Source organism: Mycetocola sp. JXN-3, assembly GCF_014522285.1.
GTDB classification, from domain to species: Bacteria; Actinomycetota; Actinomycetes; order Actinomycetales; family Microbacteriaceae; genus Mycetocola; species Mycetocola saprophilus.
Genome location: NZ_CP041635.1, coordinates 2,588,670 through 2,604,550, shown reverse-complemented (window position 1 = coordinate 2,604,550; position 15,881 = coordinate 2,588,670). Strand labels below are relative to the sequence as shown.

The 15,881-nt window shown below is 68.4% G+C and carries 14 protein-coding genes; 4 read left to right on the top strand and 10 right to left on the bottom strand.

What is annotated here, in order from left to right; translation table 11 throughout:
- Positions 1 to 3 precede the first annotated feature (3 nt).
- Positions 4 to 1,521, top strand: coding sequence for a ribosome biogenesis GTPase Der (der, locus tag C7C57_RS11820; protein ID WP_187976577.1), 1,518 nt, complete (start codon positions 4 to 6; stop codon positions 1,519 to 1,521).
- A 129-nt stretch (positions 1,522 to 1,650) separates the two neighbouring features.
- On the opposite strand, the gene C7C57_RS11815 is transcribed toward der, so the two are convergent.
- From C7C57_RS11815 to C7C57_RS11795, 5 genes are read right to left on the bottom strand one after another with little or no spacing between them, the layout of a single operon-like run.
- Positions 1,651 to 2,493: an ABC transporter ATP-binding protein gene (locus C7C57_RS11815; protein ID WP_187976576.1), complete on the bottom strand. Its 843-nt coding sequence runs from the start codon at positions 2,491 to 2,493 to the stop codon at positions 1,651 to 1,653.
- Entirely contained in the window at positions 2,486 to 3,295 is an 810-nt protein-coding gene (locus tag C7C57_RS11810) for an ABC transporter ATP-binding protein (protein ID WP_187976575.1), read from the bottom strand. Before C7C57_RS11810 ends, C7C57_RS11815 begins: the two co-directional genes overlap by 8 nt.
- A complete protein-coding gene (locus C7C57_RS11805) occupies positions 3,292 to 4,299 on the bottom strand; it encodes an ABC transporter permease (RefSeq protein WP_187976574.1) in 1,008 nt (335 codons plus the stop codon). The genes C7C57_RS11810 and C7C57_RS11805 overlap by 4 nt, the downstream gene beginning before the upstream one ends.
- Complete coding sequence (locus C7C57_RS11800; RefSeq protein WP_187976573.1) at positions 4,296 to 5,249, bottom strand: ABC transporter permease; 954 nt, start codon at positions 5,247 to 5,249, stop codon at positions 4,296 to 4,298. The genes C7C57_RS11805 and C7C57_RS11800 overlap by 4 nt, the downstream gene beginning before the upstream one ends.
- Positions 5,250 to 5,261: 12 nt before the next feature.
- Positions 5,262 to 6,764, bottom strand: a complete 1,503-nt coding sequence (locus C7C57_RS11795; RefSeq protein ID WP_187976572.1) for an ABC transporter substrate-binding protein — start codon at positions 6,762 to 6,764, stop codon at positions 5,262 to 5,264.
- A 184-nt stretch (positions 6,765 to 6,948) separates the two neighbouring features.
- Between C7C57_RS11795 and C7C57_RS11790 the strand changes: the two genes are divergently transcribed.
- Positions 6,949 to 7,449, top strand: a complete 501-nt coding sequence (locus C7C57_RS11790) for an SIP domain-containing protein (protein WP_187976571.1) — start codon at positions 6,949 to 6,951, stop codon at positions 7,447 to 7,449.
- A 51-nt stretch (positions 7,450 to 7,500) separates the two neighbouring features.
- On the opposite strand, the gene C7C57_RS11785 is transcribed toward C7C57_RS11790, so the two are convergent.
- The 5 genes from C7C57_RS11785 to C7C57_RS11765 all read right to left on the bottom strand — a co-directional run bounded on the left by C7C57_RS11785 (position 7,501) and on the right by C7C57_RS11765 (position 13,900).
- Positions 7,501 to 7,863, bottom strand: a complete 363-nt coding sequence (locus tag C7C57_RS11785) for a hypothetical protein (RefSeq protein ID WP_030142852.1) — start codon at positions 7,861 to 7,863, stop codon at positions 7,501 to 7,503.
- A gap of 146 nt (positions 7,864 to 8,009) precedes the next feature.
- The gene (locus C7C57_RS11780) at positions 8,010 to 8,765 is read right to left on the bottom strand and encodes a PspA/IM30 family protein (protein ID WP_187976570.1); all 756 of its coding nucleotides are present in this window, start codon (positions 8,763 to 8,765) and stop codon (positions 8,010 to 8,012) included.
- Between the two features lie 60 nt (positions 8,766 to 8,825).
- Entirely contained in the window at positions 8,826 to 10,832 is a 2,007-nt protein-coding gene (locus tag C7C57_RS11775; RefSeq protein ID WP_187976569.1) for a YgcG family protein, read from the bottom strand.
- A gap of 187 nt (positions 10,833 to 11,019) precedes the next feature.
- Positions 11,020 to 11,775 (bottom strand): PspA/IM30 family protein, encoded by a 756-nt coding sequence (locus C7C57_RS11770; RefSeq protein WP_187976568.1) that lies wholly within the window; start codon positions 11,773 to 11,775, stop codon positions 11,020 to 11,022.
- Positions 11,776 to 11,866: 91 nt separating this feature from the next.
- Positions 11,867 to 13,900, bottom strand: coding sequence for a YgcG family protein (locus C7C57_RS11765; RefSeq protein ID WP_187976567.1), 2,034 nt, complete (start codon positions 13,898 to 13,900; stop codon positions 11,867 to 11,869).
- A gap of 222 nt (positions 13,901 to 14,122) precedes the next feature.
- Here C7C57_RS11765 and C7C57_RS11760 point away from each other — a divergent pair, with 222 nt between their 5' ends.
- Complete coding sequence (locus C7C57_RS11760) at positions 14,123 to 14,869, top strand: gamma-glutamyl-gamma-aminobutyrate hydrolase family protein (RefSeq protein WP_223144746.1); 747 nt, start codon at positions 14,123 to 14,125, stop codon at positions 14,867 to 14,869.
- A gap of 120 nt (positions 14,870 to 14,989) precedes the next feature.
- On the top strand, positions 14,990 to 15,835 hold the full coding sequence (locus tag C7C57_RS11755; RefSeq protein WP_187976565.1) for a DUF3097 domain-containing protein: 846 nt from the start codon (positions 14,990 to 14,992) through the stop codon (positions 15,833 to 15,835).
- Positions 15,836 to 15,881 lie beyond the last annotated feature (46 nt).

Genomic DNA, 15,881 nt, shown 5'->3' with positions numbered 1-15,881 from the left:
CAGATGTCACCTGACAACTACGAAGACCTGCCCGCGGATGAGGATTTCGCCGAGCGCCTCGAAGGCCTCGATGACGAGCTCGTCAGCCAGCGCGCCAGCGCGCTGCGCCTGGGCCTAGACGAATACGACCTGGATGAGGATGACTTCGACGTCCTCGCCGGCGTCACCGATGACCCCAACGCGATCCGCTACCTGCCGGCCCTGCCGGTCGTGGCGATCGTGGGCCGCCCGAACGTGGGCAAGTCGGCGCTGGTCAACCGCATCCTCGGCCGCCGCGAGGCCGTCGTGGAGGACACCCCCGGCGTGACCCGTGACCGCGTTACCTATAAGGCCGAGTGGAACGAACGTAAGTTCTCCCTCGTCGACACCGGTGGGTGGGAGCCCGATGCTCGCGGCATCGACGCCTCCGTGGCCGCCCAGGCCGAGGTTGCGATCGAGCTCTCCGACGTCGTGATGTTTGTGGTCGACTCCAACGTGGGTCCCACCAGCACCGATGAGCACGTCGTGAAGCTGCTGCGCAAGATCAACAAGCCCGTGTTCCTTGTCGCCAACAAGGTGGACGATGTGCGCCAGGAGCCCAACGCCGCCTCGCTGTGGTCGCTGGGCCTCGGCGAGCCGTGGCCTGTTTCGGCCCTGCACGGTCGTGGCGTGGCCGACCTGCTGGATGCCATCATGGGCAAGCTGCCCGAGGTGTCCGCGGTTGCCAAGCAGGAGGTCGGCGGACCCCGCCGGGTCGCCCTGCTGGGTCGCCCGAACGTGGGCAAGTCGAGCCTGCTGAACAAGGCCGCCGGTGAGGAGCGCGTGGTTGTTAACGACCTCGCCGGAACCACCCGTGACCCGGTGGATGAGCAGATCACCCTGGCCGGTAAGGTCTGGCGCTTCGTGGACACCGCCGGTATCCGCCGCCGCGTGCACCTCTCCCAGGGTGCCGACTTCTACGCCTCGCTGCGCACCTCCGCGGCCCTGGAAAAGGCCGAGGTCGCGGTTGTGCTGATCGATGTGACCCAGCCGATCTCCGAGCAGGACGTCCGCATCATCGACCTGGTGCTGGAATCCGGCCGTGCGCTGGTGCTCGCCTTCAACAAGTGGGACCAGCTGGACGATGACCGTCGTCGCTACCTGGAGCGCGAGATCGAGCAGGACCTGGCCCACGTGGCCTGGGCACCGCGCGTGAACATCTCGGCCCGTACCGGCCGTCACCTGGAGAAGCTGGTTCCGGCCCTCGAGCTCGCGCTCGAGTCGTGGGACACCCGCATCCCCACCGGCAAGTTCAACGCCTTCCTCACCGAGCTCGTGGCCGAGCACCCGCACCCGCTGCGTGGTGGTAAGCAGCCGCGCATCCTGTTTGGTACCCAGGCGATCAGCCGTCCGCCCACATTCGTGCTGTTCACCACGGGCTTCCTGGACCCGGGTTACCGTCGATTCATCACCCGCCGTCTGCGCGAGGTGTACGGCTTCGAGGGTTCGCCGATTCAGGTGAACATGCGTGTGCGCGAGAAGCGCGACCGCACCAAGAAGTAGTCGCAACGCATAAACGCGGCCGTCCGGTTTTCCGGGCGGCCGCTTTTATGTGTGCGGGCGTTCAGATCCGACCGAGCCGGCCGCGTGTGCCGGGGTGGCAAGAATGGTCCGGGCGGCCGCGTTCGTGTTTTAGGCGCCGGGGAGCGGGAGCGCCGAGGTCAGTAGCCGGGCGGTATAGGGGTGCTCGGGGGCTGCGAAGACCCGAGCGGTGGGGCCGTGCTCGACGATGCTGCCCGCGTGCATCACCGCGACGCTCTCGCACAGCTCCTGCACCACCCCGAGATCGTGGGAGACCAGGATCAGGCTCAGGCCCAGCTCGTCCCGGAGCGAGACCAGGAGCTCAAGAATCTGGGCCCGCACGGTCACATCCAGCGCGCTGAGCGGTTCGTCCCCCACCAGCAGGGTGGGCCGGTGCACGATCGCGCGGGCAATGGCCACGCGCTGACGCTGGCCGCCGGAGAGTTGGTGCGGGTATCGATCGGCAAACTCTGCCGGGAGTCCCACCTGAACCAGAACCTCGTGCACCCGCGCCCGACGGTTCTCGGACAGGCCGAGCCCGATCAGGGGTTCGGCGATGATCCGGCCCACGCTCATCCGCGGATCCAGCGAGGCATACGGATCCTGGAAAACCACCCCGGTGTGCTTTCGGAACCAGTTCAGGGTCTTGCCACGAATCTGCTTGCGCACCGATCCCTCGGCGCTGACGATGGTCTGCCCGTGGAAGTCGACCCGTCCGCTGCTCGGGGCATCCAGCGCGGTCAGCAGACGTACCAGGGTGGACTTGCCCGAGCCGGATTCTCCGACGATGCCGAGGCTCTCGCCGTCGTGCATCACCAGGTCGGTGGGGGCCAGCGCCACCCGCTCACCGCGTCCGGCGGTGCCGCGGGGCACGTGGTAGCTGCGGCCGAGTCCGACGGCCTGGAGCAGCGGGGGACCGGGGAACGCGCGGGTGTGCGGAGTCGGGTTAGTCATCGACCGATTCCTCCCGGGGTGTGGCAGCCGGGCTGAACGCGGTGCGACGGGCGGCGGCCAGCAGGCGACGTCCCAGCTCGGATCGGGGTACCTCCAGCAGGGTCCGGACCGGTGCGGATTCGACCACCCGGCCGTCGGCCAGGACCACCGCGTGATCGGCGATCCGAGCGAGCACCGCCAGGTCGTGGGTGATGAAGACCAGCCCGCTCCCGCTCTCGCGCACCAGGGTATCGAAGGTGTTGAGGATCTCGGACTGCACGGTGACATCCAGAGCGGTGGTGGGCTCATCCGCCAGCAGATAGCGCGGACCGGCGGACAGCGCGGCGGCGATCGAGACGCGCTGCCGCTGACCACCGGAGAGCTCATGCGGGTAGCGGCGCAGGATATCGGCGGGCTCGGGCAGCCCCACGAGCTCCGCCAGTTCGAGCGCGCGGGCCCGGGTCTGCGCCTTCGAGAGGCGGCCGTGCAGGCGCGCGGGCTCGGCGATCTGTCGCTCGATCCGGCGCAGCGGATTCAACGCCGTGCGTGGCTCCTGGAAGACCATCGCGATCCGATCCCCGCGGATGCCCGCGAGCTCCCGGTCCGGGCGGCCCAGCAGCTCCTCGCCGTCCAGCCGGATGCTCCCGCTCGCCCGGGCACCCTCGGGCAATAGCCCCAGGATCGCCAGCGCGGTGAGCGACTTCCCCGAACCGGACTCGCCGATCAGGCCCAGCCGTGCGCCGGGGGACACCTCGAAGGACACCTCGTGCACCACCGTGCGCGCACCGAAGTCGATGCGCAGATTCTCGACGATCAGGCTCATCGTGTGCCCTCCTGTGTCTCGGGGGTCTCCGACATCGAGGCGGCTTCGGTAGCCTCCGGGGATACCGGCGTGACGCATGCGGGCGCGGTTTCGCGTGCGCTCGAATCCGAGGTCGCACCGGCCGCGGCCGCGGGGGATACCGGCGCATTGCTCGCGGGCACCGTCTCGGACAGGATCGGGTCGGCCAGGGTGGGGTCGGTGACGTCCCGTAGCCCGTCGCCCAGCAGGTTGAAGCCCAGCACAGTGATCGTGATCACGGCCCCCGGCCAGAGCACCGAGAGTGGCTGGATGCCGATATAGGTCTGGAGCTCGGAGAGCAGGCGACCCCAGGACGGTGTATCCGCCGGGGCACCGTAGCCGAGGTAGCTCAGTCCTGCCTCGGCGAGGATCGCGATGGCCATGCCCCAGGAGAGCTGCACGATCAGCACCGGCAGGATGTTGGGGATCACATGGCGTCGCAGGATTCCCAGGCTGCCGATGCCCGAGGCACGCGCCGCCAGCACATAGTCGGCGGCGAGGACCGCGCGAATCTCGGGCCGGGTGACCCGGGCGATGTTCACCCCGAACCCGATCGACACCGCCACAATCACCACGAGCAGCGATCCACCCCAGGCGGCGGCCAGCAGCATCGCGATCAGCAGGGTCGGAAAGGCGATCAGCACGTCGATCAGCACCGCCACACCCTCGCGCACCCAGCGCCGGGTTAGCGCGCCGAGCGAGGCCAGCAGCAGCCCCAAAATGCCCGCCCCGAGCGCCGAGCCCACGGCCACCAGCACGGTGACCCGGGATCCGGCGAGGATCAGGCTGAAGATATCGCGGCCGGAGTTATCGGTCCCGAACGGATACGCCCAGGTGGGGGCGAGCCAGCGCCGGGCCGAGTCGGTGAAGACCGGATCGTGCGGGGTCCACACCAGCGATACCAGTGCCGACAGCACCAGCACGGCCACCACGATGGCCCCGAACAGGCCCGCGGGATGCCGGAACAGTTTTCGGAGCGGGCTCATCGCGCCACCTCCCTCTGACGCGGATCAAGCAGGCGGTGCACCACGTCGACCAGGGTGCCGATGATCAGCACGATCGCGGTGAGCACCAGGATTTCGCTCTGCACCTTGCTGAGATCGCGGTTGCCCACGTCGGCCACCAGCATGCGGCCGATCCCGGGCAGGGTAAAGAGGTTTTCCACCAGCACCGTTCCCACCAACAGTCCGGCGACCTGGATGCCCAGGACCGAGACGATCGAGAGTGCGACGCTGGGCAGGCCGTGGCTCAGCAGCGCGCCGGTGCGGGTGCGCCCGGCGGCGGCGGCCGTGCGCACAAAGTCCTGACCCATCACGCCCAGGGTTGCCGAACGCACGAAGCGCAGCATCGCCGCCCCCTCGACGATACCGATCGTCAGCGCCGGGAGCAGCAGCGAGCGCAGCGCCGCCCCGGGATCCGACCAGCCGGCCCGGGGGAAGCCCTGCGCGGGCAGCCAGCCCAGCCACAGCGAGAAGACGATCACCAGCAGCATCCCGGCCCAGATGACCGGGACCGCGGCCAGTGCCTGTGCGCCCCCGCTCAGCGCGAAGCCGGCCGGGCGTCCGCGACGCAGCGCGGCGGCGACCCCGAGCGGACCGGCGATGGCCAGCCCGATCAGCATCGACAGCAGCGCGAGCGGCAGCGTGACCTGCGCCTTCTCCCAGATTTCCCCGGCCACCGGGGTTCCGGTGACCACCGAGTTGCCGAGGTCTCCGCGCAGCAGCCCGCCGATCCACTCGACATACTGAACCGGCAGCGGACGCTCAAGCCCCAGGCTGTCGCGAATCGCGGCCAGCCGTTCGGGGGTCGCGTCGGTGCCGGCGATCACCTGGGCCACGTCGCCGGGAAGCAGCCGTAACGCCAGGAAGATCAGCACGCTGGCCACCGCGAGCCCGAGGACCAGCAGGAGGGCGCGCGTCAGCAGGAATCGGGTCATAGGGTACAGATTTTACTCGGAAACCGCGAGGTTTCCGAGGTACAGCCGCGAGGTGGTGGAATCGGTGGGGAAACCGGTGACGCCCTTACGCACGGCCGTCAGCGCGGTGCCGGTGAACAGCCAGTCGGCGGGGTTGTCCTGGGCGACGATCTTGGCGGCCTCGGCGAGCTTCGCATCCGCGACCTTGGGGTCGGTGGCCGCCACGGATTCCGTGTAGAGCTCCTGAACCTTCGGGTTGTTGTATCCGAAGTAGTAGGTGGGATCGGTCCAGTTGGCGAAGTCGCGGGACTCGGCATGGTTGACCAGCGACAGGTCAAAATCGTGGTTGGTGTAGACGTCGTTGAGCCAGGTGGGGAACTCGACCCGGTTGACCTTCAGGGTCACGCCGATGTTCTTGAACTGGGAGGTCAGCACGTTGGAGATCACGGTGGGGTAGTGGTTGGCCACGGTGAGGGTCAGCGTGAGATCGCTCTGCCCGGCCTCGGCGAGCAGAGCCTTGGCCTTCTCCGGGTCGAAGGGAACCAGCCCGGTCAGGTCCTGATAGCCCGGATCCAGCGCGGGGATCGGACCCCCCTGGGGAACGCCGGCCCCACCGATCGAATCGATGATCGCCTTATGATCGATGCCCAGGCGCAGCGCCTCGCGCACCTTCGGATCGGCCAGCGCCGGCACCTTGGGGTTGAACACCAGCGTGTACTTATCGGTGGTGCGGCCCTTGGTGAGGGTGATGTCCTTATCGCGTTCGAGCTGCGGGCTCAGGCTGGCATCCACGCCGGTCTGCACGTCCAGGTCGCCGGTCAGGGTCGCGTTGATCGCCGCGGTCGGGTCCGGAATGTAGGAGAACACCACCTCGCGCACCTTGGCCTTGGTGCCGTAGTAGTTGTCGTTGCGCTCAAGCTTGAGGCTGTCGCCCTGCTTCCAGGCGCCGGCCTTGAGCTCGAAGGGCCCGGTGCCGTTGGCGCTGGTGGCCAGGTCGTTGGTGGCCTTCTCCTCGAGGATCTGGCCCGCCCGGCCGCCGAGGTTCCAGAGCAGGTTGCTGTCGGGGCTGGAGAGGTCGATGACGACGGTTTTGGGATCGGGGCTCGATACCGTGCGGATCGAGGCGAGGGTCGCGTGATCCTTGATCGAGGCATCGGTGACCACCTGGTTGAGCGACCAGACCACATCGCTGGCCGTCAACTCGGCACCCGAGTGGAACTTCACGCCGTCGTTGAGGGTGAAGGTATAGGTGAGGCCATCGGCGGAGACCTCGTGGGACTTGGCCAGCGAGTCGACCACCGAGCCATCGGCCTCGCGGCGCACCAGTCCCTCATAGACGTTGTCGAGCAGGACCTGGTCGAGGGCGACCCCCGAGGTCTTGCGAATGTTCAGATCGGTGGGCTCCAGGATGAGTCCCACGTTGACCGAGGCATTGGTGCCCGTGTTGTCCGAGGTCGACGGGGCAGCGCAACCGCTGAGGGCCAGAACCGTGGCCAGGCCGGCGGCAAACAGAAGCCGGGAACGAGGGGTGCGCATGGGTGATGCCTTTCAAACGTTCGGAGGGGCGGGGTGAGCCCATCCCTATTTTCACCTACTTTTCCCCGAATTATCGCCGTCGAACGCCCCGCTGTCCATTTGTGACGTAATCGAGAAGACGGCACACGCGTGGGGAAAATCGGCTCTGGCGTTTGGGGTTAGGTAAGCCTATACTGAAGAGGAAATGATCTCGACCACAGCCGCACCCAGCACCCGCCGCGCCCCGCACTCTCCCGCCGGACACGCTCACCGCGTTACCCATCTGGTAGCCGGCACGTTTGCTGAACTCCCCGAGATTGAGGCGCTGCTGGCGACGCTGCCGATGTGCGCCACCGGCCGCGTCTTTGTGGAGGTGGACACCGCCGAGCAGGTGGGGATGCTCAGTGCTCCCAGCCGAATGGTGGTTTCCTGGCTGGTGCGGGCCGAGCGCACCGGTGCCCCGGGCTCCGGACGCGCGTGTGCGCCGGGTCAGGCGCTCTCGCGGGCGGTGCAGGCCTGGTCGGCCGAGATGCTGTGCGCCGAATCCGAAGAAACCGCGGACGCCACGGACACCGTGGCGGCAGCGCGGGTCTGGCTGGCGGGTCCCTTTACCGCCGTGGCCGACTGCTTTGACTATCTGACCGAGTCGCTGAACCTCCCGGCAACCGCCGTGGACACCCCGGCTCGGTTCGGTCTGCGCCGCTAGTCCGTTCCACGAGACGGCCGCGCATCGGTCCGAGCTTTGCTACCGCAGGTCTTAGCGGCGGGGCAGGTATCCGCCATCCTCGAGCCCGGCTTCGATCTCGAATCGGTTCTTCAGCGGATTGCGTCCGGCCAGCGCGTAGAGAACCGGCATCAGCATGCCGTAGCGCTGCCACTGACGTCGGTGGATCGCCTCGTGTTTGAGGACCGTGGGGGAGTCGTTGGTATCGGTCAGATACACCCCGCCCACGCAGACGCCACCGCGGCCAAAGGCCCAGTTCGGCAGACCGGTGAAAACGATCAGACCGGCCTCGCGACGAATCCGTCCGGTGGACCAGATCGCGCCCCACACGCAGCCGACCGCGGTGGCGTAGAGATAGCCGAGTCGGCTGATCCAGGAGTCAAGAAACGGGTTCATGATCTGCTTTCTGGCGGGGGAGTACGTAGCGATCACGCTACCATCGCGTGGCCGCTGCGGGCCAAAGATCTCCGACGCTGGCGGCGAACGCAAAACGCCGAGGACACCCGAGCCTGCTCGGGGGTCCTCGGCGCTGAGTCGCGAACCTACTCGATGGCGCGGTAGGTCTGTGCCTCGATGCCCGCGGGCTTCTGGGCGGCCTTGAGCGCCGCGAGGCGGGCATCCACCTCGGAGAGTTCGCCCAGGTCCTCGAGCGCCTCGAACTGGGCGTCCAGGCTCGACGCCGCCAGCTCGGCCTGGCCGCGGACCTTGGCCTCCTCGCGGCGGATCTTGTCTTCGAAGCGGGAGACCTCGCTGGTGGGATCGAGAATGTCGATGCTCTTCACCGCGTCGGCCACCTTCGCCTGGGCTGCCACCGACTTGGCGCGGGCCGCCAGTTCGTTGCGCTTGGACTTGAGCTGCTCGAGCTTCTGCTTCATGCCGTTGAGGCCGGCCTTGAGCTTGTCCACAACCTCGGTCTGGGCGGCGATCTGCGGCTCGGCCGAGCGTGCCTCGTTCTCGGCACCGATCTGGCGCTGCAGCGCGATCTTTGCCAGGTTGTCGAACTTATCGGCGTCGCCGGCGTTGCCCGATGCACGGTACTCGTCGGCCCTGAGGCTCGCGGCGAGGGCCTTGCGGCCCCAGTCGGCGGCGTTCTGCACGTCGGCACGGTGGTCGTCCTCAAGCAGACGCAGGTTTCCGATGGTCTCGGCGATGGCCCCCTCGGCATCGACGATCGAATCGGTGTAGTCCCGCACCAGCTGGTCGAGGATCTTCTGCGGATCCTCGGCGGAGTCCAGGAGGGCGTTGATGTTGGCCTTGGCGAGGGTGGCGATTCGGCCGAAAATGGACTGCTTTGCCATGGGTGATTCCTTTCGATGAAGCGTGTCAATCTGAGGGGGTGGCGCATCTACCACTCTGGCCTAGAAGCGGCCCCCGCCGCCACCGGACCGGCCGCGTCCGCCGGATGAGGAGCCGCCGGAGGAGGATCCGCCGCCGGAATCCCGGGGCCGTCGACTTTCTGTGCGCTCGGCCCTGCGCTGGCGTGCCTGCTCCCGTTCGAGTTCGCGGGCCCGTTCGATCGCCCGGATCTGGTCGCGTTCGGCGCGGGCGACGTTGTCGCGGGCGATCCGTGCGCGCCGCGCCTCGGCCTTCCGGGCGCGCGCCAGGTCCTTGGCCGCGCGCGCCTGCAGCTGTGCGTCCTCGGGGGTCGTGGGAACCGCGGGCGCCGCGGCGAAACCGGCGGCGGCCGCGGCGGCCTCGGCCCGGGATCGCTGAACCTCCTCGATCGCGTGGGTGAGCGCGGCCGAGGCTTCGCGCAGCTTATCCAGCGCACGCAGCGGGTTGGCATCGGTCCGGGCCAGGGCGACGGTCTGCTCGGCCAGGCTGGCCAGCGGCGTCAGCACGTTGACGTTCTCGGGTATTCCCCGGGCGATCGTGATGAGCTGAGCGAGAATCGTGGACTGGGAGAGCACTCGTGAGGCGGCCTCGGCCAGCTCGCCGGCGCGAGTGGAGATCGTGGACGCGAGCGTGGTGGCCTGGCCGGCCGCTTTCTGCGCCCGCTGGATGGCTAGGGCCGCCGCGGCCGAGTCCCCCCGAGCGGTACCCGATTCGGCGGATTCGAGCTCGGTGTGGGCGGCGGCGATGAGCGCCCCCGCGCGCGACAGGTTGTTCCCGGTTTCAGCCAGCACGGATGCGCCGTAGCGGGCGCGCAGGCGATCCATCTCGGCTCCCGCCGCGGGGATCCTTGCCTCGGCCAGGAGGACCTCCTCACGCGCGGAAGCCAGCAGCGCGCCGGCATCGGCTTCGATCCGGCGCAGCGCCGCAAACCCCTGCTGCTGCGCCTGAACATCCGCCATCGCGGTGGCACACAGCGCGAGGATCCGGGTGGTCCACTCGCGGATTTCCTGCTCGGTGTCCGGGGTTTCATCGGTGAGCTTCTGCTTGAGGGTGAACGCCTCGGCCAGGTTTCGCTTGGCCCGGGCGAGCGCCTCGGTGAAGTCTCCCACGCTGGAATCCCCGTACTGTGCGGCCGCAAATCCGAGGTCTTGGTCCGCCATCCGCACCGCGTCATCGGTGGTGACCAGCGCGCTGTCGGCGTCCCGGCCAAGGTCGGCGATCGGACGGAGGACGGGCGGGGGCGCGGAAGCAGGGGGAGTCGGGGCACTCACCGGAAGGCGGATCGGTGCCGGTGCCGGGGCCGGCACCTGGGCGGGGGCCGGCGCGGTCGCGGTGATCACCGTGGCCGCCCGAGCCGCACTCAGCGCGCGGGATGCCCGCCGCCGCCGAATCAGAATCCAGATCAGGAGTGCGATTAGCAGGAACGGAAGTGATACCAGAATGATGACGGCGACGACGATTCCCGGGGTAATAATCGTTTTGTCCGCCGTGGACGCGGTCGCGGTGGGTGTGGGAGCGGGCATCGGCTCGGAGAGCCCCGAGAACGTGGCCAGGGCGGCCCCGGTGAAGTCGCCCTCGGTCAGTTTTGGTGCGATCAGCCGGCGTTCGATCTCGAGCAGGCGAGAGTCGGAGACCCGCCCCAGGCTGGGGGCGGAGAGGAAGAAGGTGCGCCCCTCGGTGGCGATGGCCAGCAGGTACTGCTGGGGGCCCAGGCCGTTCTTCTCGGCCACCGCATCGGCCCACTGCTGGGCGTCCTCGGGCTCGGCAAAGCGATCCACCAGGACGATCCAGACGTCCAGGTGCTCATCCGAGGAGAGCTTTCGGCTGGCGGCGTCGATCTCGGTCACCTGCTCGGCGGAGAGGACTCCGGCCAGATCCGCAACGCGTCCGGTCCCCAACTCGAACGGAACCTGCCCGGCGGAGGCCGGGGTGTCGGTCTCCGCGGGGGCGGCCGACGCCGAGAGGGGGCTACCCGTCACCATGACATACGCGCTGAGCAGGAGCAGCCCGACCAGGACGAGGGTACGCAAGATCGAACGGGATGATCCGACCGGGCGGCTGGTTCGATGGGGGAGGAGGGAGGTCATGACCGGCTTCCTGTGCGGGGGTGGATCCAGGGATCACGTTATCATCGCGTCGGTATCGATCATGGCCCGGGCGACAGCGAAACGGGAGATGCGCGCCGAGTGCGCGCATCCCCCGTGGGTCCCGGCCGGGCTACTCCAGCGCGGGCAGCGAGCTCGAACCGACGGCGGGGGTCGAGTTTCCCGCCTTCAGCGCCGCGAGGCGGGCGTCCACCTCGGAGAGTTCGCCGAGGTCGTCCAGCGACTCGAACTGGGCGTCCAGGGTGGAGGAGGCCAGCTCGGCCTGACCGCGGACCTTGGCCTCCTCGCGGCGAATCTTGTCCTCGAAGCGGGAGACCTCGCTGGTGGGGTCGAGGATGTCGATGCTCTTGACGGCATCGGCCACCTTGGACTGAGCCTCGGCCGACTTGGCCCGGGCGACAAGCTCGCTGCGCTTGGACTTCAGCTCCTCAAGCTTCTGCTTCATGCCGGTGAGACCGGCCTTGAGCTTGTCGACAACCTCGGTCTGGGCGGCGATCTGCGGTTCGGCGGCGCGCGCCTCGTTCTCGGCACCGATCTGACGCTGCAGGGCAACCTTGGCCAGGTTGTCGAACTTATCGGCATCGGCGGCGTTGCCCGACGCCCGATACTCATCGGCCTTGCTGCTGGCCGCCAGGGCCTTCTTGCCCCAGTCCTCGGCCGCCTGGATGTCGACCCGGTGGTCGTCCTCCAGCAGGCGCAGGTTTCCGATGGTCTCGGCAATCGCGCCCTCGGCATCCGAGATCGAGCCCGTGTAGTCCCGGACCAGCTGGTCGAGGATCTTCTGCGGGTCCTCGGCCGAATCGAGCAGGGCATTGATGTTGGCTTTGGCAAGGGTCGCGATACGACCAAAAATGGACTGCTTTGCCATGGTGTGCTTCCTTTCGATGGTGGTGCTGATGGTGAGGGTGCTGCCAGTGAAAACCTGTGTTGTGGGGGAGGAGGAACCGGAGCGCGGGCGCTTAGAAGCGTCCGCCTCCGCCGCCGGATCGGCCGCGTCCGCCGGAGGAGCCGTTACCGCCGCCGCTGCCGCGACCGCCGCCTCCGCGACTACCGCCTCCGCCGCTGCCGCCCCAGCCTCCACCTCCGCCAAAGCCGCCCCCGCCGCCTCCGCCGCCGCCGAAGAGCGAGTTGAGGATGATCCCGCCGAGGATCGCGCCGCCCAGACCGCCGCCGTTTCCTCCGGTTCCGCCGCCGAACATGCCGCCATCGCCCCCGGAGAATCCGCCCACATCGCGCTGGGCGAGGGCGAGGGACTGGCGGGCAAGGGTGTCGGCGCGCTGGGCGTGGGTGAGCGCGGTGGCCGGGTCGGAGGCCGCCAGCTCGCGGGCTTGGACCAGCGAGCGTCCACCCTCGGCCAGGGCCGTGCGGGCGTCGGCACCGATCGCGCCGCGGCGGGCGACGATGTAGTCCTCGGCCGCCGAGAGCTGAGACTGTGCCGACACCAGGGTGGCCTGCAGCGAGGAGGATTGCCGCTCGGCGCTGGCCTGGATTCCGCGGGCCTCGGCGAGGAGCTGGGTCAGCGCCTGATCGGTTTCGCCGAGCTTTTCCAGCGCGCGGATCGGATCGGTGTCGGTGCGAGCGGTCTCCACCGACTGCGCGGCGGCCTCGATCACCGGGCCGAAGCGTCCGCCGCCCTCGGGGAGCCCGCGTAGGGCCGCCAGGTCGTGTTCCAGGTCGGCGATCTGGGCGGCAACCTGCGCGCTCGCCGCCGACAGTTCTTCGCCGTGCCGGGTTACCGCGGAGGTGAGGACCGTGGCCTGGGCCGCCGCCTCCTGCGCCGCATGGATCGCGACCGCCGCGGCCGAACGATCCTCGGCGGCGAGCTTCTGCTCGGCCAGCCCCAGGGCGTTGCGTGCGAACGCCACCCGCTCGGTGGCCTGGGTGACGTTATCGGCCACCGGGGCCAGCGCCGACGCCGCATAGCGCGTGCTGAGGGTGGTCAGGGCCGACTGGGCCTGCGCGATGCCGGTTTCGGCACCGTCGGTTGCCGCCCGCACGGCCTGGATCAGCGCCGGAGCGTCGGTCTCGATCTTGCGCAGCTCCTCAAACGCCGCCGTCTCATTGGTGAGTGCGGTGATCGAGGTGGTGCAGAGCTCGATGATCTGGATGTTCCAGTCCCGGGTTTCCTGCTCGGTATCGGGAATGTCGTCGGTGAGTTTCTGCTTGAGCGTGAACGCCTGACCCAGATCCGTGCGCGCATCCTCCAGGGCCCGGGCAAACGCGGTGCTGGCCTCCTCGCCGTACTGGGCGATCGCAAAGCCCAGCTCCTGCTCGGCGGTCTTGACCGCGTCATCCGCGGCGATCAGGGCGCTGCCGGCCTCGCGCTCGAGCTCGGCGATGGGACGCTGCTGCGGGGCATCGGAGCGGGCAGTGCCCGCGCGCCGACGGCGGGTCACCAGGAAGAGGACGATCGCCACCGCGGCGATCACCAGGATCAGCAGCAGGATCCAGCCGCCCCCACCGCCGCCGTTACCGCCGCCACCGAGCCCATCGATGGCGGCCTGGGCGGCACCGGCGAAGTCGTTCTGGGCGAGTTTGGGTTTGATCTGGTCCTGCTCGATCTGGGTCAGACGCTCATCGCTGATCGGTCCGTTTGAGGGGGCCGAGAGGAAAAAGCTGCGGCCCTCGGTCGCGATGGCCAGCAGATACTGCTTGGGGCCGAGGCCGTTATTGGTGGCCACGGTGTCGGCCCAGCGCTGTGCATCCGCGGGATTCTCGAAGGTGTCCACCAGGACAATCCAGAGGTCGAGACCCGACTTCGAGGACAGCGCGCGACTGGACTTGTCCAGATCCGTGACCTCGGCACCGCTCAGCGAAGCCGTGAGATCTAGGACCCGTCCACTCTCCAGCTGTACCGGGGTTTGGCCCGGCACCCGGGCCGAAACGCTCGCCGAGGGGGTGATCACCAGCCCGGCAATCAGCGCGGCCAGGACCAGCAGTGGCAACAGAAGAAAGACGATGTGTCGGCGTGAGCCGGCTTCGGTGCCCGTCACTGGGTGCCCTGTTTGGCGCATACGTCGCCACCTTCCCCTGGTAAATCGCCGTGCGTTAGGCCGATTCTAGGGCCGAGCAACGCCGTTAGTCCACCAACGGTAGGCATCAATTCGGGGTGGGTTCCCGCGAGTATGACCGAAGATGACAACCAAAGCTCGCATCTTCGAGCGATAACGCGCAGAATGGTAGAAATGTCTGCCGATCGTGAAAGGAGCCCCGACATGATCGATTCGCCCGAACTCGCCGTCATCGAGGTAGTTTCCCAGCGCCCGCACGCACGGGCTTACGAACGGTACACCCGGGCGATGATCGACGGGCTTGTGGCCCGGGCAGAACTCGCCGGCTGGTCGGTTACCCGCGTCTGCGCGGAAGACCTCGGCACCGAGCGCCTGCTCGAGCGCACCCAGAACGCCGACGCGATCGTCGTCTGCGGGGGCGAAGACATCGACCCGCGCTTCTACGGAGGCAGCGAGGTTTATGAGGGTAGAGGCAAGCACTATCCCACCGCGGATGCCGCCCAGATCGCCGTGGTTCGCCGCGCCGCGACCGCCGGTACCCCGCTGCTGGGCATCTGCCGCGGACACCAGATCATCAACGTGGCCTTCGGCGGCACGCTCGTGGAGCACATCGAGCACCCCGGTCACCGCAACGAGTTTCTCCCGATCGAGTACCTGCTGACCGAGCACCCGGTGCAGCTGGATCCCGAGTCGGATCTGGCCGCCACCCTGGGCGAGTCTTACATCCTGGGGCAGAGCGCTCACCACCAGGTGATCGAAACCCCCGGTGCCGGACTGAGCGTCGTGGGTTGGGCTCACGATGGACTGCCCGAGGCCGTGGAGCACGCGACCCTGCCGATCACCGGTGTGCAGTGGCACCCCGAGGCACCGGCGGCCCCGACCGCCCAGCTGGACGCACTCCTGGCAGGTCTGGGAACCCGGGTTCGCGGTCGCTCGCTGGTCGCGGCCTAGACATCCGGACTCACGGCGGCGCGTCTGCTGGTTGGCTCTCCGCCAGACGGTGTCCGCCGCGGACGAGCCCTCCCGGGTGCGGTTTTGAACCGTGCCCGCACTCCGAGATAGGTTAGCCGGGTGGACTTTGATCAATACGGCGAAGACGTTTTAGCCGGTAACTGGCGTACCCGCGGCACCCTGAGCTCGGCCGAGATCCCCGCCGACAACGGTCTGGTGGTGGAAGAGGTGCAGAGCGGCTGGGTCGGCGCCGTCGTGGGCATCGAAACCCGCATGGTGAAGCTGGAGGATCGTCACGGCAAGGTGCGGGTGTTCCCGCTGGGCCCCGGATTCCTCGTGGACGGCAAGCCGGTTTCGCTGGTGGTGCCGAGCCGGACCCAGGCGTCGGTGCGTAAGAAGACAGCCTCGGGATCCTTTGCCGTGGCCGATGCCCCGGCACGGGTCGCGCGAGCCAGTCGCATCCTGGTGGAGGGACGCCACGACGCCGAACTGGTGGAGAAGGTGTGGGGCGACGACCTGCGCATCGAGGGCGTCGTGGTGGAATACCTCGGCGGCATCGATGACCTCGACGCCCTGATCGCCACCTATAAGCCCGGTCCCGGTAAGCGGATCGGTGTGCTGGTGGATCACCTGGTGCCCGGATCCAAGGAGAGCCGGATCGCCGAGAAGGTGCGCGCCGGCAAGTATGGCGACTCGGTGCTGATCGTGGGCCACCCCTACATCGACGTGTGGCAGGCGGTCCTGCCGAGCCGACTCGGAATTAAAGAATGGCCCACGGTGCCCCGCTCGATCGAGTGGAAAAAGGGCATCTGCAAGGCGTTCGGCTGGCCCTACGATGATCAGGCCGACATCGCCCGCGCCTGGCAGACGATCCTCGGGCGGGTGCGCACCTTTGCCGACCTGGAGCCCGCCCTGCTGGGCCGGGTCGAGGAGCTGATCGACTTCGTCACGGGCGAGCCCGAATAGGCCAAAGAAAACGGGGCCGGTCGCAGTGTGCGACCGGCCCCGTTGT